Genomic DNA, 19,585 nt, shown 5'->3' on the forward strand with positions numbered 1-19,585 from the left:
GGTTCCTCAGGAAAGTTGTTGCTGTGAGCGACGACGATACGCCCAAATCATCATAATGGCACCCGCTACAATCATCGGAATGGAGAGGATCTGCCCCATACTGATGTACTGTACCCACTCACCGGTAAACTGTGCATCCGGCTGGCGGAAGAACTCGACGATGATACGGAACGCGCCGTAGCCAATCAGGAACAGGCCAGAAACAGCCCCCATCGGGCGCGGTTTGCGGATAAACAGATTCAGGATGATAAACAGCACCACGCCTTCCAGCGCCAGCTCATAAAGCTGAGACATGTGACGCGGCAGAACGCCGTACGTATCGAAAACAGATTGCCACTCAGGATGAGACGGCAGCAGTGCGATATCTTCAGCGCGGGAGCCCGGGAACAGCATGGTCCAGGAGACACTCGGGTCGACACGGCCCCACAGCTCACCGTTGATGAAGTTACCAAGACGCCCGGCACCCAACCCAAACGGGATCAGCGGCGCAATGAAATCCGATACCTGGAAGAAGTTACGTTTGGTGCGTTTGGCGAAGATCACCATCACCAGGATCACACCAATCAGGCCACCGTGGAAGGACATACCACCGTCCCAGACGCGGAACAGATAGAGTGGATCGCTCAGGAAGACCGGGAAGTTATAGAACAGGACATAGCCGATACGGCCACCCAGGAATACGCCAAGGAAGCCCGCATACAACAGGTTCTCGACTTCGTTCTTCGTCCAGCCACTGCCAGGACGGCTGGCGCGACGGCCCGCAAGCCACATAGCGAAAACAAAGCCCACCAGGTACATCAAACCATACCAGTGAAGCGCTACAGGTCCTACTGAGAAAATGACCGGATCAAATTCCGGAAAATGCAGATAACCACTGTTCATCTGTCACCACAAGATGTTGTTATTCCGCTGAAAGTGGACAGCGGTAAAAATGCGTCCCCGCCGTTGGCAGGTGCTCCAAGGTTGCGAATCATAGCATAAGCCTGAGGCTGAGGATGCGCCTGAGATGTAAAAGATGTGTATAGAGTTTTGTGCCGCCAGATGCCCTCTTCCACGGGGAGAAGGCGAAAAGCGGCTTAGCGGCCGCCGCGGATCAGCCCGCCCATGCCACGACGCTCCATAAAGGCAGCAACCTGATGACGTACCTCGGTTGCCAGTTGCGCTTCGAGGCTTCGTGCGGCCAGTTCACGAGCATCTTCAAATTCGATATGACGTAGCAGGTATTTCACGCGCGCCACGGAGCGTCCGTTCATCGACAAATGGCGGAATCCCAGTCCGATAAGGATAGCCACACACATGGAATCACCGGCCATTTCACCGCACAGACGCAGGTCGATACCGTACTGCTCAGCTTCGCGGGAAATCATGGACAATGCTCGCAGCATGGCTGGGTGCAGGCTGTCGTAAATGCTCGCGACGCGGGTGTTGTTACGATCGACGGCCAGAATATACTGAGTCAGATCGTTGGTGCCGACAGAGATAAAATCAACACGATTAGCCAGTTGCGGCAGCATAAAGACCATTGACGGGACTTCAAGCATCACGCCGATACGCGGTTTGGGGATCGCGTAACCGATCATCTCTTCAACTTCACGCCCGGCGCGTTCGATCAAACGCCGCGCTTCGTCAATCTCGTCAATACTGGTGACCATAGGCAGCAGGATACTGAGATTACCGGTCGCGGCATTCGCACGCAGCATAGCGCGCACCTGGATCAGGAAGATCTCTGGCTGATCGAGCGTAATGCGTATCCCTCGCCAGCCCAGGCACGGGTTTTCTTCACTGATTGGCATATAGGGCAGCTGTTTATCTGCCCCAACATCCAGAGTACGCAGCGTAACGGGTTTGTCGTTGAACATCTGCAACATGCCCTGATACTGGGCGACTTGCTCTTCTTCAGACGGGAAGCCGCTTTGCAGCATGAACGGGATTTCAGTGCGATATAAGCCAATACCGTCTATTCGGCTGCCGAGCTTTTCTTCATGCTCAGGGCTTAAGCCAGCATTGAGCATCACTTTGACCCGCTCGCCGCTTTTCAGCTGCGCGGGCAAGTTAACGTCATCTTCTGCCAGCTTGCTTAATTCATTCTCTTCGCTGATAAGACGCTGGTATTCCTGAAGCAGAACGGGTTCAGGATCAACCAACAACTCACCACGATAACCATCCACCACCAGCGTACGTCGGTGCAGCACCGATGGCTGGATATCGGCCCCCATAACCGTCGGGATGCCGAGTGCACGCACCATAATGGCGGCATGAGAGTTGGCGGCACCATCGCGCACCACCACACCGGCCAGCCGGTCTTGCGGCAGCTCTGCAAGTGTCGTTGCCGACAGCTCATCGGCAACCAGCACGAAGCGTTTTGGCCAGGCATTTGCGCCCTGAATGGTGTCGTCGAGGTGGAACAGCAGGCGCTGGCCCAGGGAACGTAAATCCCCTGCGCGCTCTTTCAGATAACCGTCAGTCAGCGCGGCAAACTGTTCGGCAAATTTCTCGATAACCTTCTTTACAGCCCACTCGGCAACAAAGCCTTTATCCACCTCAGCAAACAGCTCCCGGCGCAAACGTGCATCGGACAACAGGTGTGAATAAAGATCAAAAATTGCAGCCGTCTCTTTTTGCGCCCCCGCAGCAAAACGCTTGCTGTAACGACGAAACTCGTTTGCCGCCTCTTCCAGTGCGGCAGTGAGGCGCTCACGCTCTAGTGCTTCATCCAGTGTCGAGGCTTCGTACACCTGCTCCATCAGCGGCAGCGTTGCGTCCATCCAGCCTTCTGCGATGGCAACGCCCGGTGAAGCAGGGAGCGCGCGGATACGGGTATGACGATACTGCCCGAACAGTGCGGTGAGCTGAGACTGTGAAAGAATGGCCGCCATCTGCGTGGCCAGCGTGACGAGGAAAGACTCTTCACTTTCATCGTACTGACGCAACTCGCGCTGCTGAACAACCAGCACGCCAAGAAGCTGACGGCGTTGAATGATAGGCACACCCAGAAACGCGCGGAAGCGCTCTTCTTTCACGGAAGGAATGTATTTAAAGCTCGGGTGTTTTTGCGCATCGGCAAGGTTGATGGGTTCGGCAAGCCGCCCTACCAGGCCGACAATACCTTCATCAAATGCGAGCGTAACGGTGCGTCCGCGTGGTTTTTTCAAACCTCGGGTCGCCATAAGGTAATAGCAACGCCGGTCATGGTCGGCCAGATACACCGAACAAACCTCGGTCTCCATCGCAAGACAGATGTCAGTAACCAGAATGTTGAGCGCCTCGTTGAGACGAGGCGCACTGGCCACTTTTTCGACTATTTCTCGCAAGCGGGTGAGCATGATTTGCGTAGCTTAACCTCTTTTACGTCGCCAGGCAGGTGCGCTTTGCGGCTTAGGAGGCGTCTCCTGAAGCGACATCACCACACTTGCGAACTCTTTCATCACCCTACGGTAAACATCGCGCTTAAAGGACACGACCTGACGAACAGGATACCAGTAGCTCACCCAGCGCCAGCCATCAAACTCCGGCGTACTGCTGGTTTGCATATTGATATCTGAATCGTTTCCCACCAACTGCAATAGAAACCACTTCTGTTTCTGGCCGATACAAACCGGCTTTGTGTCCCATCGCACCAAACGTTTCGGTAACTTGTAACGCAACCAGTTGCGGGTTGAAGCCAGGATGCGAACATCTTTCCGGCTTAAACCGACCTCTTCAAACAGCTCCCGGTACATCGCTTGTTCTGGGGACTCTCCTGGATTGATCCCGCCCTGCGGGAACTGCCATGAGTGCTGACCATATCGCCGGGCCCACATGACCTGACCCTGACGATTACAAATTACAATTCCTACGTTTGGGCGGTAGCCATCGTCATCTATCACCGGACTACCCCAAACTAAACCTTATATATGAATGATTGTTTCACACTCCAGGGAGGCGGTAAACCACTCTCTTACAGGCCTGTAACCTAATAACATTTGAATAACCCACAATTATGAGTGGAGTTATAAACAGATAAGGTGCCATAAGGCCAATTTTATTCACCTTTTCTGTGGATATAGTTGTGAAGAAGTACGGAATTACCGATGAACAACCTTTTCAGACGTTAAAATCCTCTGCGATACGAAATAAATATACTCTTTGTTTTTCATATAATTAATTATGTTTTCATGCCAAAAAACATGAATAACGTGATGATCATCACACGAGAGATCGTCATGCTGATGAAAGATCGAGCAGCGTCGGTTTTATCCACAGATTGTGCCAATAAGTTAGACACAATTTGTGTGAAAATTCGATTTTCGTCGCACGTCAAGGCTGTAAATTGAAACAGTAGTAGGGGTTATTCCCAGTTATCCCACTTTTCTGTGGATAACATGGTGTAAGATCCTGTTTATTGTCAGTGACCAGATTTGAACAACCTGTTTTTTGCACCCATTTGATTTCTAAATAAAAGATAAAATCACATACAAATCATACACATGGAATATTCGTACAGAAAAAGTTAAACTCTATCCACAAGGCACAAAAACTTAGTTCATTTTTTAATCAAAAGGTTATCTTCATGCATTCGCTTACGCCGCTGCTCTCTCCTCCCACCAACGAAGACCAATTGCTGCATCAGGCACAGCGCCTGGCGGGTTTTTCGCTTGGCGAGCTGGCCGCGATGGCAGGCTTGCCCATTCCCAACGATCTCAAACGTGACAAAGGCTGGATTGGCATGTTGCTTGAGTTGTGGCTGGGGGCTAGTGCGGGCAGTAAACCCGAGCAAGATTTCGCAGCGCTTGGCATTGAACTGAAAACGATCCCTGTGGATAGCCAGGGAAAGCCGCTGGAAACCACTTTTGTGTGCGTTGCGCCATTAACCGGTAATACAGGCGTAACGTGGGAAACCAGCCATGTACGCCATAAACTGAAACGCGTGCTGTGGGTACCTGTGGAAGGCGACAGGCGAATTCCGCTTGCAGAGCGCCGCGTCGGTACGCCGTTGCTCTGGAGCCCGGACGAAGATGAAGAAAGACAATTGTGCCTGGACTGGGAAGAGTTGATGGATATGATCGTGCTTGGGCACGTTGAGCGCATTACCGCCCGGCATGGCGAAGTTTTACAGTTGCGCCCTAAAGCTGCCAACAGTAAAGCGCTTACAGAAGCTATCGGCGCTCATGGCGAACCGATCCTGACGCTGCCCCGCGGCTTTTATCTCAAAAAGAATTTCACCGGCGCTCTGCTTGCTCGTCATTTCTTACTAAGAACATAGATTTTTCACGAAATTTGCGATGTATCAAACACAATCACCTGGTTTTTAAGATTTTACCGCTTTCTCCTGTCGGATTATCGGGTTATTACTACACTATGATTTGATACGAGCCAGGTGAGGACGATAACGATGAAAAAATGGGCAGTGTTAATTTCAGCAGTCGGTTTAGCGTTTGCAGTATCGGGCTGTAGCAGTGATTACGTTATGTCGACAAAAGATGGCCGGATGATCCTGACAGACGGCAAACCCGAAGTTGATGACGATACCGGGCTGGTCAGCTACCGCGACCAGGAAGGCAACAAAATGCAAATCAATCGCGACGAAGTTTCGCAAATCATCGAGCGGTAAACAGATAAAGGTCAGTGGCTTGCTGGCCTTTTTGATTTTTCTCTTCCCCTTTTGCCTCCCCTCTGCCATGTTTATATTCCTTCGTCGGGGAGTTCCTGACGCCCATTGTAAAGGAAGCCGGCTATGCATTATCACCGTATCCCCCACAGCTCTCTGGAGATAAGCCAACTGGGGTTGGGCACGATGACATTTGGTGAACAAAACAGCGAAGCCGATGCCCATGCACAACTCGATTATGCCGTGAGTCAGGGGATTAACCTGATTGACGTTGCAGAGATGTACCCTGTTCCTCCGCGCCCGGAAACGCAGGGCTTAACAGAAACGTATGTCGGAAACTGGCTGGCAAAACACGGTAATCGTGAAAAGCTGATTGTCGCCTCTAAAGTCAGCGGTCCGTCGCGTAACAATGATGCAGGGATCCGCCCAAACCAGATCCTCGATCGCAAAAACATCCGCGCTGCGCTGGATGCCAGCCTTCAGCGCCTGCAAACCGACTATCTCGATCTTTACCAGGTGCACTGGCCACAGCGCCCGACAAACTGTTTCGGTAAGCTCGGCTATAGCTGGAATGAAAGCGCGCCGGTCGTCACCCTGCTCGAAACGCTGGAAGCCCTGGCTGAATGCCAGCGCGCAGGCAAGATCCGCTACATTGGCGTCTCTAACGAAACGGCATTTGGCGTGATGCGCTATCTGCATCTGGCGGATAAACACGATCTGCCGCGTATCGTCACTATTCAAAACCCGTACAGCCTGCTGAACCGCAGCTATGAAGTGGGTCTGGCCGAAGTGACACAGTATGAAGAGGTTGAGCTGCTCGCCTACTCATGCCTGGGCTTTGGCACACTGACCGGTAAATACCTGAATGGTGCGAAACCTGCCGGCGCGCGTAACACCCTGTTCAGCCGTTTTACCCGTTACAGTGGCGCGCAGACGCAAAAAGCCGTCGCGGCATATGTTGATATCGCTAAACGACACGGACTGGATCCTGCGCAGATGGCGCTGGCTTTCGTGCGTCGTCAGCCGTTTGTTGCCAGCACCCTGTTGGGCGCGACCACTATGGAACAGCTGAAGACCAACATTGAGAGTTTCCATCTTCACCTCAGCGAAGAGGTGTTAGCGGAAATTGAAGCGGTGCATCAGGTTTATACCTACCCGGCACCGTAATAAATGCAGAACGGCAACACATGTTGCCGTTTTTTTTGCGCCGCAGAATACCGTAGGCCGGGTAAGGCGAAGCCGCCACCCGGCTTTTTGTCGGTGTCAGTGCCTGCCATTGCCCGGTGGCGCTACGCTTACCGGGCCTACAACACTTAACGCCGACGCTGCCAGACCCACAGCCCGGCAATCGCCAGCGCGAAGATAGCGCCAAACCCGACCCCAATCGCCACGGCTGGTGTACCCGCTTTCACAGCCAGCGAGTACAGCCCAAGCATCAGCAACATCGCCGCGTTCTCACCCAGGTTTTGCACCGCAATGGCATTTCCCGAACCAACGGTCTGCTTGCCGCGATCCTGGAGCAGCGCATTGAGCGGCACAACGAAGAAGCCGCCGAGAATACCGATCAGAACGAGCAGGACATACGCCGGAAGTAATGCATGTTGCAGAGAGAAAATCAGCACAACAACGCCTATCAGTATCCCCGCAGGCATACAACGCGCGACGGTGTCGAGCGTTACCAGCTTCGCCGCAGCGCCTGCGCCAACCACAATCCCGATCGCCACCATCGCGTTAAGATAGGTCGGCGTGGCATTGTCAGTGATCCCCAACGCCACCGGAACCCACAACACCAGCAGGAAGCGCAGGGTAACACCCGCCCCCCAGAACATACTGGTTCCGGTTAACGAAAAACGCGTTTCGCCGTTACGCCACAGCACGCGGCAAGCATTAAAGAAGCTGGCGGTCATTGGCGTAAAGCGCCAGGATTGCCCCGGTCTTGCCACGGCCAGTTTCGGGATAAACAGGTTCGCCACTACCGCTCCGCCGTATACCGCGGCACAAATGCCCAGCGCCGCCAGCACATGCCAGTCGGCCAGTACGCCGCCCGCCACAGAGCCAAGCAGAATAGCGGCAATCGTTGAAGACTCCATCAGACCGTTAGCTTTAACCAGCCTGTCTCCGGTGGTCAGTTCACCGAGGATGCCATACTTCGCCGGAGAATAGGCCGCCGCACCAATACCCACCAGCGTATAGCCGATAAACGGGTTGAAACCAAAACAGATGCTGGCAGCACCCAGCAGCTTGAGGCTGTTGGCAAACATCATTACCCGGCCTTTCGGGAAACTGTCCGCCACTTGTCCCACAAAGGGAGCAAAAACAATGTAAGCACCCACAAACACCATCTGGAGGATCGGCTGACTCCAGTCGGGGTAGAACTCTGCTTTCAGCAGTGCCAGGGTGGCAAACAGCAATGCGTTATCACCAAAGGCTGACAGGAACTGGGCAGCAATCACTGCCATCATGCCTTTTGACCAGATTGAGGTGTTAGTGTGCACTGACTCACGCATTCTGCTGTTCCGCCTCTTCAAGCATCCCTTTCAGGGTGACAAAATCGGGCTTACCGCTGCCCAGTACCGGCAATTGTTTCAGATAGCGGATATCGCGTGGCACGGCCAGTTCAGGAATGCCGTGTTCACGGGCATGGCGAAGCAGCTGTTCGCGCTTAAGTTCACTGTCGGTCGTATACAGCACCAGCGCTTCACCTTTGCTGGCATCGCTTTTCACGACCGTAGCATGAAGTTTGTCGGCAGAAACCGCCGTCGCCAGCTGTTCAACCATCTCCAGCGAAATCATCTCGCCTGCTATCTTGGCAAAACGTTTTGCTCGCCCCTGGATTTGTACAAAACCTTGCTCGTCGAAGCGGACGATATCACCCGTGTCGTACCAGCCTGTTTCAACAACGCCATCAATGTTTTCTGCCGTTGGCACTTCAAGCACGCCTGGGTTTTCGACACGCAAATACCCGTTCATCACGTTCGGCCCTTTCAGCTGCAAGCGGCCACCGTCTTCAATGCCCGGCACGGCCAGCAAACGCGCGTCCATACCTGGCAGAATTCGCCCAACGGTTGCAGGTTTTGATGCCATAGGCACGTTAATAGACACTACCGGCGCGCACTCCGTCACCCCGTAGCCTTCAAGGATGCGCAGGCCAAATTTGTCCTGCCAAATCTGACGGGTGCTGTCCTGGAGTTTTTCCGCCCCGGCAACCACATAACGCACACGATAGAAGTCATAAGGATTGGCAAAACGGGCGTAGTTTCCGAGGAAAGTGGATGTTCCGAAAATCACGGTACAGTTACGGTCATACACCAGTTCCGGCACAATGCGATAGTGCAACGGGCTTGGATAGAGGAAGACTTCGGCACCGGTCAGCAGCGGCGTAAACAACCCCACCGTCAGGCCAAAGGAGTGGAACAGCGGTAGCGCCGACATAAAGCGGTCATTCGCCGTAAAGTCAGCAATGGTTTTGATCTGTTCGACGTTGGCCAGAATGCTCTTGTGGCTGTGGACGACCCCCTTCGGGTTCCCTTCCGAGCCAGAGGTAAAGAGGATAATCGCCGCATCTTCCGGCTGCTGTTTCACCTGCGCCAGGCGTGGCATCAGCAGGTGGGCAAAGATCCACAGCTTGTCGCCCGTTGTCACGTCCGCTTTGAGATCTTCCAGGAATACCCAGCGAACCTGAGTCAGTTGCTCCGGCAGATGCCACAATTTGCCTTTATCGAGGAACTGACGCGAGGTAAAGACGGTTTTAAGTTGCGCCGCCGTGATGGCGCTGGTCAACCCTTTGACACCCGCCGTGTAGTTCATCATTGCCGGAATGCGGCCGCTGGAGACAGCGCCAAATATCACCGCCGCACTGATACCGGCGTTAGGCAGCATCAGGCCAATTTTTTCGCCTTTCTGGCTGTATTTTTCAAGAATCCGGCCAACAAACAGCGTTTTGGTCAGCAGCTTGCGGTAGGTATCAGGCGTAAAGTTGATGTCTTCGATACAGTTTTTCTTCGCACCATAACGATGTTGCGCCGATAGCAATGATTCGTAGAGCGTTTCGCGTGGGCGGATCGCCATGCGCGCTTCCATCATTATCTGGTGCAGCATTTCACCCGCAATTTTACGGCGGTCGCGCGCACGTGGCGCATCAGGCATCGGCAACGTGGTCGGCGGCAGAATATGCAGGGTAATCTTCGGGAAATAACGCTGCTTCACCAGCCCTGTCAGGCGGCTGAAATGGCTCAGCTCCGCGCCTTCAATACGCAGCGGTACAACGGTTGCTTTCGATTTCGCAGCCACAAAACCCGCGCCATCGTAGATTTTCATCAGCGACCCTGTCACCGAGATTCGCCCTTCAGGGAAAATCACTACCGGGCGACCCTGCTCCACCAGACGCACCAGATGTTTAATCATCATCGGTTTTGTCGGGTCGAGTGGAACAAAATCAATCAGTGGTGCCAGCCAGCACATAAACCACTGTTGGCTGATAGAGGTATAAACGGCAAAAACCGGACGTACAGGCAAGAACAGCGCCAGCAAAATGCCATCAATAAAGGAAACGTGGTTTGGGGTGATAAGAACGCGCTCGCCTTTTAGCGCCTGGGTATCACCGGTGACGCGAATGCGAAAGAGGATACGAAAGAGTGTACGGAAGAACCCAAAAAGCATTTCAACTCCCTTGCCAGCCAGAGTGGGATGTTCTTTAAATGGTGGCAGATTACACGAGAAGTGCAGCAGGAGCGATAGCTAAAACCGGGCAAAAAAAAACCTGCGCATCCGCGCAGGTTGGTGCAAGTGATGAGTACGAGATGCGTACTAAGAATTCTCACCAATCAATACCTCTGGGATCTTGATTGTGGATGTTCACCATGTGCTTCGCCAGTGAGAAAACGCAAGGGAATGAGCCGAAGTGCAACCAGTTGTGAATATTCTCTGTTGCTGTTACAGGTTGAACTGTGAGGCAAAAAAAAACCTGCGTAGAAACGCAGGTTGGTGTAAATCGTGTTAATCAACCGGAGTTGATTTCACCTATCAATACCTCTGGGATCTCGACTCTATCAATCAGCCAACCGTCCCGACTATCAGACAATCGCAACAGCCTGAGGCAAAGTGTAACTAAAGGTTCAGATTGACATTATTTTGACATGTCTTGCTGTGTAACGATTACACCGTCAGGGTATGTTCTGCGTCACGTTTGTGGATTGCGAAAACCCCCGCCCCTTGTATGCGCGCTACTTTTCCGCAACACTAGTTCGTGTGTAAACGCTTACCCCCACTAAGAAGGTATTAAATGGCGACAATTAAGGATGTGGCCCGTCTGGCAGGTGTTTCCGTCGCGACCGTCTCGCGCGTGATTAACAACTCACCAAAAGCCAGTGACGCATCACGCCAGGCAGTACAAAGCGCCATGGAATCGCTGAATTACCACCCCAACGCCAACGCCCGCGCACTGGCTCAGCAGTCGACAGAGACCATTGGTCTGGTCGTAGGTGATGTGTCAGATCCCTTTTTCGGCGCAATGGTTAAAGCCGTCGAACAGGTGTCTTACCAAACAGGTAACTTCTTGCTGATTGGCAACGGTTACCATAATGAACAAAAAGAACGCCAGGCCATCGAACAGCTGATCCGCCACCGCTGTGCCGCGCTGGTCGTCCATGCCAAAATGTTGCCCGATGAAGAACTCATCAACCTGATGAAACAAATTCCCGGGATGGTAATAATCAACCGCATTATTGCCGGATATGAAAAACGCTGTGTTGCGCTCGATGACCGTTACGGCGCCTGGCTGGCGACCCGTCATCTGATCCAGCAGGGTCATACCCGCATCGGCTATCTCTGTTCTAACCACCCCATTTCGGATGCGGATGACCGCCTGCAAGGCTACTACGACGCACTGCGCGAAAACGGTCTGCCGTGTAATGACCGCCTGGTTGCCTACGGTGAGCCTGACGAAAGCGGTGGCGAGCAAGCCATGACGGAGCTGCTAGGCCGCGGGCGGAATTTCACCGCCGTTGCCAGCTATAACGACTCAATGGCCGCGGGTGCGATGGGGGTGTTAAATGACAACGGTATTGACGTGCCGGCAGAAATTTCGCTGATTGGCTTTGATGATGTGCTGGTGTCCCGCTATGTACGTCCGCGTCTGACCACCGTGCGTTATCCTATTGTAACGATGGCAACGCAGGCGGCAGAGCTGGCATTAGCGCTGGCGGATAAACGCCAGCCACCGGAAATTACGCATCTGTTCAGCCCAACGCTGGTGCGCCGTCACTCCGTGGCGTCACCCGTTGAAGGGCTAAGCGAATAACGATAGAGATGGACCGTTTTGTTCGGGTATTCCAGACCATCACCGATATAATGCCAGCCGTAACGTTCGTAAAAGTTGCGGCAGGCAGACCAGAGATGTAATTCGCAATACCCGGCCTGCGCGGCAAAGGCGATGACATGTTCCTGTAGCAACCCCGCAAGCCCCTTACCGCGAGCCGCCTCGTCAACGTACAACGCGGCAAGCCAGGGATAAAGATCCTGACGGCTAATCAAATCACAGCGCCATAACCCCACCGTCCCCAGAAGCTGCTCGCCCTCCGCGGCGATAAACGTCAGCGGCAACGCGCCCGGGGTCTGGCTGTGCTCAACCACGCTCTGGAAAAACTCACGCGGCAGGCCGTCGCCAAAAGCCTGCCAGATCCAGTCGATAACCTTCTCTGCAAACTGCGGCGCGGCATAAAGCGGCATAATTTTCACACCAGCTTCCCCTGAAATACAGGCACAGACTCAAAAAGGTAACCGTCAAAATCTGGCGCATCTTCGTCAGACAGTTCCAGCAGACTCTTTTTCACATTTTCGAGATGCTGGAACATGGCCTGCCATGCGCCCATCACATCGCGCCGACGCAGTGCCGCAAGGATCGTCTGACGATCGCCGAGCCATTTCAGACGCCAGGCGCGGCTGCCAATATGCACGTTGAACTGCTGCCACAACGGGCTGCTGTCCATGTGATGCCAGATGCTTTCAACCGTTGCCAGCAGCATCTGATTTTGCGTTGCGCCCGCCAGCACCAGGTGGAACATTTTGTTGTTATCCTGGCTTTTATCGTCGGCGGCAATGGCGCGTTGCTCCTGTTCGATGATACGGCGCAGGTTATCAATGTCCGCCCGGGTGGCCATTTTTGCAGCAAACGCAGCGATGTTACTTTCAAGCAGTTGTCGGGCCTGTAAAATCTCAAACGGGCCGACATCGCTATTCAGGAACCGCTCTTCTTCACTTTCATGTTCGTCAGGGATGCGCATCACATAGACGCCCGACCCCTGGCGAATATCCACTGTGCCCTGCAACTCCAGCATCAGTAACGCCTCACGCACGATGGTTCGGCTTACGCCATAGGTCTCGGCAATGTTTCGCTCCGGCGGCAGGCGCGAGCCAACGGGATAATGCCCCTGGATAATTTGCGCGCGCAAATCCTCGCCAATCTCCTGGTACTGTTTTTTTTCTGGCGGGACGACTGCCTGATCCACGATATCACCTGTACTTATCTGTTAATGCGCAGGCCGGGCATCCTCCCGACCAGTTTGTGCACTATTTTACCAGAACCCACACTGTTTGCGCTTACTTCCATTCATCGTCAATACAGAGCGTGAGCACGCGCGCCTCGCGCAGTTGCCGGAACCAGGCGGCCGACTTTTTGGCGCGTCGGGCGCGGTTGTCCTCCAGAGCGATCTCAATCAATCCATAGCGATTTTTGAATGCATTCATGGGCGAGACGTTGTCCGTGAACGCCCACAGCATAAAGCCGTGACAGTTTGCCCCCTCTTCCCGCGCCAGTAGCGTGTAGTAGAGATGTTCGCTGATAAATTCGATACGGTAATTGTCTTCGATAATGCCATCACGATTGCGGAACTGCGCTTCGTTCTCAACGCCCATACCGCTTTCCGCCACAAACCAACTGATGTTGCGATAGTCGTTTTTAATACGCATCGCCATGTCATAAATAATGCGCGGGTAGATTTCCCAACCGCGGGATTTGTTCATCCGCCGCCCCGGCAGTTCAAACGGCTCATAATAGTATGCCGGGTGGAAAGGTGTTTCCGGGTGCCAGGAGCGGGATGGCGCTTTCACCCGGTGCGGGTAATAGAGGTTGATCCCCAGCTCATCAACGGTGTTGTCGGCAATCAGCGCCAGCTCTTCTGGCGTGTAATCCCACTGAACCTGGTGTTGCTCCAGCAGGGTAAAAAGCGCCTGCGGGTAATGCCCGTGCACCAGCGGGTCAAGGAATACGCGGTTATAAAACAGATCGTACATTTCGGCGGCGCGCACATCATGCGGCGCACGCGAGCGCGGATAGGTCACTTCCGGGTTAAGAATGCAGCCCACCGAGCCGTGATAACCTTTCTCGCGGAACAGCTTCACCACCTTCGCTGTCGCCAGCACTTTATGGTGGTTCCACTGCATCCAGGTACTGGTGTTCTGCTCATAGGGCCAGCGCAGCGCATCGAGGTAAACGCGGGTCTGCACTACAATCGGCTCGTTGAAGCTAAACCAGCGCGTCACTTTTGTGTGGTAGCGCTCAAACACTTTTTCAGCGTAACGCACAAACAGCTCGACAACATGCTTTGACCCCCAGCCACCGTAGGTTTCCAGCAGCACGCCGGGTAGCTCGTAATGCTCCAGGCAGATCATCGGTTCGATCCCCTGACGGTGCATTTCGTCAAACAGGGCGTCGTAATAGGCCGCGTACTCTTCGTCCACAGTCGCGTTTTCGTAGTCGGTCAAAAAACGCGACCAGTTGATCGAGGTGCGATAGTGCGTCAACCCCGCCTGTTTCATCAGCGCGACATCTTCACGATACCGGTTGATAAAATCGGTCGCCACCGACGGGCCATAGCCGTTATGCCAGACGTGGCGATCGTTTTTATACCAGAGGTCGAGCCAGGAGTCCTGCCCCGCCTTCTTGCCGCTCCAGCCTTCCGTCTGCCAGGCAGATGCCGCCGCCCCCAGGATAAAATCTTTCGGTATTGCTATCTGTTTGGTGCTCATCAGATCCTCACGCGTTGTTGGTGGCTTGTTGCAATGCAGCCTGTTCAGCACGGCGGGAAGCGATCTTCACAAACGGCAGGTAAATAATCACGGCCGTTACAATACAGATAAGCTGAGTGACAACCGCCCCCATTGAGCCCGCAGTTGAAAGCCAGGCGTTAATCAGCGGCGGCGTGGTCCAGGGCACCATCACCACAGCTTTTCCGGCAAAGCCAGTAGCCGTTGCGAAATACCCGATGGAGCCTGTCACCAGTGGGGTGATGATGAACGGGATCGCCAGGATCGGGTTAAGCATGATAGGCATCCCGAAAATCACCGGTTCATTGATGTTAAAGAGGCCAGGGCCGATGGAAAGCTTGGCTATCTCTTTCATCTCTTTGCGTTTAGTGGCAATCATCACCGCAATCAGCAGACCAATGGTTAAACCGGAACCCCCAATGCTCATATACACATCCCAGAACGGCATGGTGATGATGTTCGGGACCTCTTTTCCCTGCTCAAATGCGCTCATGTTGACGGTGATCGCCCCCAGAAGCAGCGGTTCGCGGATCGGTTTGATCATCTGGTTGCCGTGAATACCGATAACCCAGAACAGCTGAGCCACAAACATCAGCAGAAGAATACCCGGCAGGCTTTGTACCACGCGCTCCAGCGGTTGTTGCACCACCTGATAGACCGCATCGTAAAGGTACATGCCGGTAATTTGGTGGAAAACGAAGCCAAACGTCGCGATAGCGGTAGTGGTAATGATGGCAGGGATCAGCGCCGAGAAGGACGCCGCCACGTTAGGCGGCACTGTGTCCGGCATCCGAATCTTCAGGCCTTTGCGGTTTTCCAGCCAGCAGTAAATCTCAACGGAAAGAATGGCAATAAACATGCCGAGGAACAAACTGCGGGTATCCGAGAACTGGCGCAGCAGCACGTCTTTCACCACATGCATCTGCCCGTCGACCATCATTTCAACCGTCGTCGGCGTAACACAGATAAAGCAGATCACCGCCAGCAAACCCGGGAAGAGCGATTTGATCCCGTTGATACGCCCCAGCTCAATACCGATTAAAAAAACCGCACCGATGTTCAGAAAGTTCAGGGTGGCGTAGTTAATCGCACTGGTAATCGGTTTTAGCGCGGCGAGAAAAGAGAGCGATTCGAAGCTCGCCAGGCCATTTTTCGGATCCAGCACCATGTTGGAGATCAGCACAGAGAATGCGCCAACGATGATGACCGGCATTAAGGTAATAAAGGAGGACTTGATCGCCATGATATAGCGATAGCTATTGAATTTGGTGGCGAAACTGCCCAGAGCGTCGATCAGTTTTTCCTGCAATGCCATAGGGTAATACCTCAGTGAAGGGCTTTTATTGGAGTAGATCTACAGCCGCCTGTTATTGGCATACCAAAAATAGCTTTCTGGTGTTATTCGTTCTGTGATTAATCTCCCATCATGACAACAGGTATTCCAAATCATGATTTACAACCACTTTGGCATGCCACTTATTCCGTTTTATGCTGTTGTGATAGCCCGTTGCCAAAAAGCGTGATCGTGGTGGGGATTTTGCCTTCGCCGCTGCACATATGTGCCTGAGTGTCTGTGATAAACTGCGGACGATTACGTGAAAGCAGGAATTTCTAATGGCAACAATGCTGGATGTCTCATTACGCGCTGGTGTTTCAAAAGCCACAGTCTCACGCGTGTTGAACGGCACAGGTCAGGTAAAAGAAAGCACGCGCAAGCAGGTGTTTAAGGCAATGGAAGAGTTAGGTTATCGGCCGAACTTTCTTGCGCGCTCGCTGGCGAACCAGACCAGCAACAGCATTGGTCTGGTGGTGTCGACATTTGACGGTTTTTACTTCGGACGCCTGTTACAGCAGGCATCGCGACAAACGGAAACGCACGGCAAGCAGTTGATCGTCACCGACGGTCACGATGCCCCCGAACAGGAAGAGATGGCCGTGCAAATGCTGGCAGACCGCAAATGCGATGCCATCGTGCTTTATACCCGCTACATGAGCGAAAAAGCGATCATGAAGCTCATCCATTCCGTGCAAACGCCGCTGGTGATCATCAACCGCGAAGTGAGCCAGGCGGCGGACCGCTGTGTGTTCTTCGAACAACAGGATGCCGCCTTTAAAGCCGTGGATTATTTGATAAGTCAGGGCCACCGCGAGATTGCCTGTATCACCGTTCCGATCCACACGCCAACCGGTAAGGCGCGCCTGATGGGGTATCGCAAGGCACTGGAAAAGCACGGAATTGTCTGGGACGATCGTCGGGTGAAATATGGCGATGCAGGAATGACGCGGGGATATGAGCTGTGCAAAGAGCTCATCACTGAAAACGTGCCGTTTAGCGCGCTTTTCGCCTGTAACGACGATATGGCTCTGGGTGCGTCTAAGGCGTTACATCAGGCCGGGCTGCGTATTCCTCAGGATATTTCGCTGTTTGGTTTTGATGATGCGCCGAGTGCGAAGTGGCTGGAGCCTGCGCTCTCTTCGGTCTATTTGCCTATCGATAATATGATAGTGACGGCTATCGATCAGGCGATCCGGCTGGCAAAAAACCAGCCGGTCGAAACGATCCCGCCGTTTACCGGCACGCTGGTGTTGCGCGACTCAGTAACCACGGGCCCGTATTTTCACTCAAAATAGTTCCAGCGCCAGCAGTTCCTGAATGGTCTGGCGGCGGCGAATCAGCCGCGCCACACCATTATCGAACAGCACTTCCGGCAGCAGCGGGCGGCTGTTGTAGTTCGAGGACATTGACGCCCCGTACGCTCCGGTATCATGCAGCACCAGATAATCACCCGGTTTCACTTCAGGCAGCGCGCGGGTTTCCACTTTACCGCCCTCCTGCTGAGTAAACACATCGCCCGATTCGCACAGCGGGCCTGCCACTACAGTTTCAACCCGCGGAGCCTGCGTTAAATCGCGGCCATCTGCGGCCAGCGCGGTAATGTGGTGGTAACTGCCGTACATGGCCGGGCGCATCAGATCGCTAAAGCCTGCATCAATCAGCACAAAGTGACGTGACCCCATCTCTTTCACGCTACGAACCTGCGACACCAGCACGCCAGACTCCGCCACCAGGAAACGACCCGGTTCGATTTCCAGCTTCACCGCATGCCCCAGATGGGCGGCAATTTTATCGCGCGCCGCGCTCCACAGGCCGTAATAGTGATCGGTATCAATCGCCTCTTCGCCTTCACGATATGGAATAGACAGGCCGCCACCGGCGGAGATCGCCTCCATACCCTGACCAAAATCAATAACCTGGCGCACCATCGCGCCACATACTTGCTCCAGGTGACCGTAATCGACACCGGAACCAATATGCATATGAATACCCACCAGCTCCAGGCTGTAGCGCTGTATCACTTCAAGCGCCGCGGGCAGATCGGTATACCAGATCCCGTGTTTGCTGTTTTCACCGCCGGTATTGGTTTTTTGGCTGTGACCGTGGCCAAAACCCGGGTTCACGCGCAGCCATACGCGATGACCAGGAGAAACCTGACCGAGCTGCTCCAGCATATCCACCGAACCTGCATTAACCGGAATCCGCAGTTCATGTACGCGGGCAAGTGTAGGTTCATCAATCAAGTCAGCCGTGAACACAATGGCATCGCTGTCGCTCTTCGGATCGTATCCGGCCGCCAGCGCGCGTTCAATTTCACCCAGAGAAACCGAATCGACCTTCACCCCCTGCTCACGCATCAGGCGCAAAATATGGATATTCGAGCAGGCTTTCTGAGCAAAACGCACCACGTCAAACTGATGTAGCGCGGCAATCTTTTCGCGGACGATCTGCGCGTCGTAGACCCACACAGGGCAGCCAAATTCGGCTGGCAGGCGCAGTAAATTATCGGCGTTCAAATCGGTATCAGTCTGGTTAAGCGGGCGTGGCATGGTCTTCTCCGGGTGATGTCATTTTTTTATGATTACGCCACAGTGCGAAGAGAATAAAAAATATCGTTTTATCGTGAGTCTATGCAAAAATGATATGGATAACCCTCAGTCATCAGGTGCCCAATGCCCGCCGTCAACTTACGCCATATCGAGATTTTTCACGCCGTGATGACCACGGGGAATCTCACCGAAGCTGCACTTATGCTGCATACCTCGCAGCCAACAGTCAGCCGCGAGCTGGCACGCTTTGAGAAAGTGCTGGGGCTGAAGCTGTTTGAACGTACGCGCGGCAGACTGCATCCCACGGTGCAGGGGTTACGCCTGTTTGAAGAAGTACAGCGATCCTGGTACGGCCTGGACAGGATTGTCAGTGCGGCCGAAAGCCTGCGGGAATTCCGCCAGGGTGAGCTGTCGATTGTCTGCCTGCCCGTCTTTTCGCAGTCATTTCTGCCCATGCTGCTGCACCCTTTTCTGACGCGCTATCCCGAGGTCAACCTCACCATCGTGCCGCAAGAGTCGCCACTGCTGGAAGAGTGGCTTTCGGCTCAGCGCCATGATCTCGGCCTGACCGAAACGCTTGTCACCCCTGCGGGAACGCAGCGCACCGAGTTGCTCTCTTTAGATGAAGTTTGCGTACTGCCAGCAGGGCATCCGTTAGCGCAGAAACAGATCCTGACTCCCGCCGATTTTCAGGGCGAAAATTACATTAGTCTTTCGCAGACTGACAGCTACCGGCAGTTACTGGATACCCTGTTTGCCGAGCATCAGGTTAAACGCCGAATGGTGGTCGAGACGCACAGTGCCGCCTCAATATGTGCGATGGTGCGCGCGGGTGTGGGAATTGCGGTGGTGAATCCCCTAACGGCGCTGGATTATGCCGGAACCGGGATCGTTATCCGCCGTTTTAGCGTATCCGTTCCTTTTACCGTGAGCCTTATCCGCCCGCTTCACCGCCCGGCATCGGCACTGGTGGATGCCTTCAGTGAACATCTGCAAGGGGGGCTTAGCACGTTCACTGCAAAACTGGACGATGTGCTTAACAATATGCCCGGCTAACTGCCGGGCATTCGT

16 protein-coding genes and 1 pseudogene are annotated in these 19,585 nt (G+C 53.8%); 7 read left to right on the forward strand and 10 right to left on the reverse strand.

What is annotated here, in order from left to right; all coding sequences use genetic code 11:
• Positions 1-6 precede the first annotated feature (6 nt).
• The 3 genes from lgt to rppH form a co-directional block, all read right to left on the reverse strand.
• On the reverse strand, positions 7-882 hold the full coding sequence (lgt, locus tag HV107_RS05010) for a prolipoprotein diacylglyceryl transferase (protein WP_182062291.1): 876 nt from the start codon (positions 880-882) through the stop codon (positions 7-9).
• Positions 883-1,076: 194 nt separating this feature from the next.
• Positions 1,077-3,323 carry a phosphoenolpyruvate--protein phosphotransferase gene (gene ptsP / locus HV107_RS05015; RefSeq protein WP_182062292.1) on the reverse strand — a complete coding sequence of 749 codons (2,247 nt, stop codon included), beginning with the start codon at positions 3,321-3,323 and terminating at the stop codon, positions 1,077-1,079.
• Between the two features lie 12 nt (positions 3,324-3,335).
• On the reverse strand, positions 3,336-3,866 hold the full coding sequence (gene rppH / locus HV107_RS05020; protein WP_014071600.1) for an RNA pyrophosphohydrolase: 531 nt from the start codon (positions 3,864-3,866) through the stop codon (positions 3,336-3,338).
• A gap of 442 nt (positions 3,867-4,308) precedes the next feature.
• Between rppH and HV107_RS27235 the strand changes: the two are divergent.
• The 4 genes and pseudogenes from HV107_RS27235 to HV107_RS05040 form a co-directional block, all read left to right on the forward strand.
• Positions 4,309-4,395 (forward strand): annotated as a pseudogene (locus tag HV107_RS27235) (hypothetical protein); the annotation flags it as partial.
• A gap of 154 nt (positions 4,396-4,549) precedes the next feature.
• Positions 4,550-5,242: a DNA mismatch repair endonuclease MutH gene (mutH, locus tag HV107_RS05030; protein ID WP_182062293.1), complete on the forward strand. Its 693-nt coding sequence runs from the start codon at positions 4,550-4,552 to the stop codon at positions 5,240-5,242.
• Between the two features lie 129 nt (positions 5,243-5,371).
• Complete coding sequence (locus HV107_RS05035) at positions 5,372-5,590, forward strand: YgdI/YgdR family lipoprotein (protein WP_014071602.1); 219 nt, start codon at positions 5,372-5,374, stop codon at positions 5,588-5,590.
• A 123-nt stretch (positions 5,591-5,713) separates the two neighbouring features.
• Positions 5,714-6,754 (forward strand): NADP(H)-dependent aldo-keto reductase, encoded by a 1,041-nt coding sequence (locus HV107_RS05040; RefSeq protein WP_182062294.1) that lies wholly within the window; start codon positions 5,714-5,716, stop codon positions 6,752-6,754.
• A gap of 146 nt (positions 6,755-6,900) precedes the next feature.
• Here HV107_RS05040 and lplT read toward each other — a convergent pair whose 3' ends face one another.
• A complete protein-coding gene (gene lplT / locus HV107_RS05045) occupies positions 6,901-8,094 on the reverse strand; it encodes a lysophospholipid transporter LplT (protein WP_182062295.1) in 1,194 nt (397 codons plus the stop codon).
• Complete coding sequence (gene aas / locus HV107_RS05050; protein ID WP_182062296.1) at positions 8,087-10,246, reverse strand: bifunctional acyl-ACP--phospholipid O-acyltransferase/long-chain-fatty-acid--ACP ligase; 2,160 nt, start codon at positions 10,244-10,246, stop codon at positions 8,087-8,089. The genes lplT and aas overlap by 8 nt, the downstream gene beginning before the upstream one ends.
• A 622-nt stretch (positions 10,247-10,868) precedes the next feature.
• Between aas and galR the strand changes: the two genes are divergently transcribed.
• Positions 10,869-11,885: an HTH-type transcriptional regulator GalR gene (gene galR / locus HV107_RS05055; protein WP_182062297.1), complete on the forward strand. Its 1,017-nt coding sequence runs from the start codon at positions 10,869-10,871 to the stop codon at positions 11,883-11,885.
• On the opposite strand, the gene HV107_RS05060 is transcribed toward galR, so the two are convergent.
• The 4 genes from HV107_RS05060 to HV107_RS05075 form a co-directional block, all read right to left on the reverse strand.
• Positions 11,846-12,322 (reverse strand): GNAT family N-acetyltransferase, encoded by a 477-nt coding sequence (locus HV107_RS05060; protein WP_182062298.1) that lies wholly within the window; start codon positions 12,320-12,322, stop codon positions 11,846-11,848. The genes galR and HV107_RS05060 overlap by 40 nt on opposite strands.
• Positions 12,319-13,092, reverse strand: coding sequence for an FCD domain-containing protein (locus HV107_RS05065; protein ID WP_182062299.1), 774 nt, complete (start codon positions 13,090-13,092; stop codon positions 12,319-12,321). The genes HV107_RS05060 and HV107_RS05065 overlap by 4 nt, the downstream gene beginning before the upstream one ends.
• Before the next feature lie 91 nt (positions 13,093-13,183).
• A complete protein-coding gene (locus HV107_RS05070; protein WP_182062300.1) occupies positions 13,184-14,611 on the reverse strand; it encodes a glycoside hydrolase family 1 protein in 1,428 nt (475 codons plus the stop codon).
• 7 nt (positions 14,612-14,618) lie between these two features.
• A complete protein-coding gene (locus tag HV107_RS05075; protein ID WP_182062301.1) occupies positions 14,619-15,944 on the reverse strand; it encodes a PTS sugar transporter subunit IIC in 1,326 nt (441 codons plus the stop codon).
• A gap of 299 nt (positions 15,945-16,243) precedes the next feature.
• Here HV107_RS05075 and HV107_RS05080 point away from each other — a divergent pair, with 299 nt between their 5' ends.
• A complete protein-coding gene (locus tag HV107_RS05080) occupies positions 16,244-17,260 on the forward strand; it encodes a LacI family DNA-binding transcriptional regulator (RefSeq protein WP_182062302.1) in 1,017 nt (338 codons plus the stop codon).
• Here the strand turns inward: HV107_RS05080 and lysA are convergent.
• Positions 17,252-18,514: a diaminopimelate decarboxylase gene (lysA, locus tag HV107_RS05085; RefSeq protein ID WP_182062303.1), complete on the reverse strand. Its 1,263-nt coding sequence runs from the start codon at positions 18,512-18,514 to the stop codon at positions 17,252-17,254. The two genes, HV107_RS05080 and lysA, sit on opposite strands and share 9 nt — an antisense overlap.
• Positions 18,515-18,637: 123 nt before the next feature.
• Here lysA and HV107_RS05090 point away from each other — a divergent pair, with 123 nt between their 5' ends.
• Positions 18,638-19,570, forward strand: a complete 933-nt coding sequence (locus tag HV107_RS05090; protein WP_182062304.1) for a LysR family transcriptional regulator — start codon at positions 18,638-18,640, stop codon at positions 19,568-19,570.
• Positions 19,571-19,585 lie beyond the last annotated feature (15 nt).

This window comes from Enterobacter sp. RHBSTW-00175 (assembly GCF_013927005.1).
In the GTDB taxonomy this organism is placed as follows: domain Bacteria; phylum Pseudomonadota; class Gammaproteobacteria; order Enterobacterales; family Enterobacteriaceae; genus Enterobacter.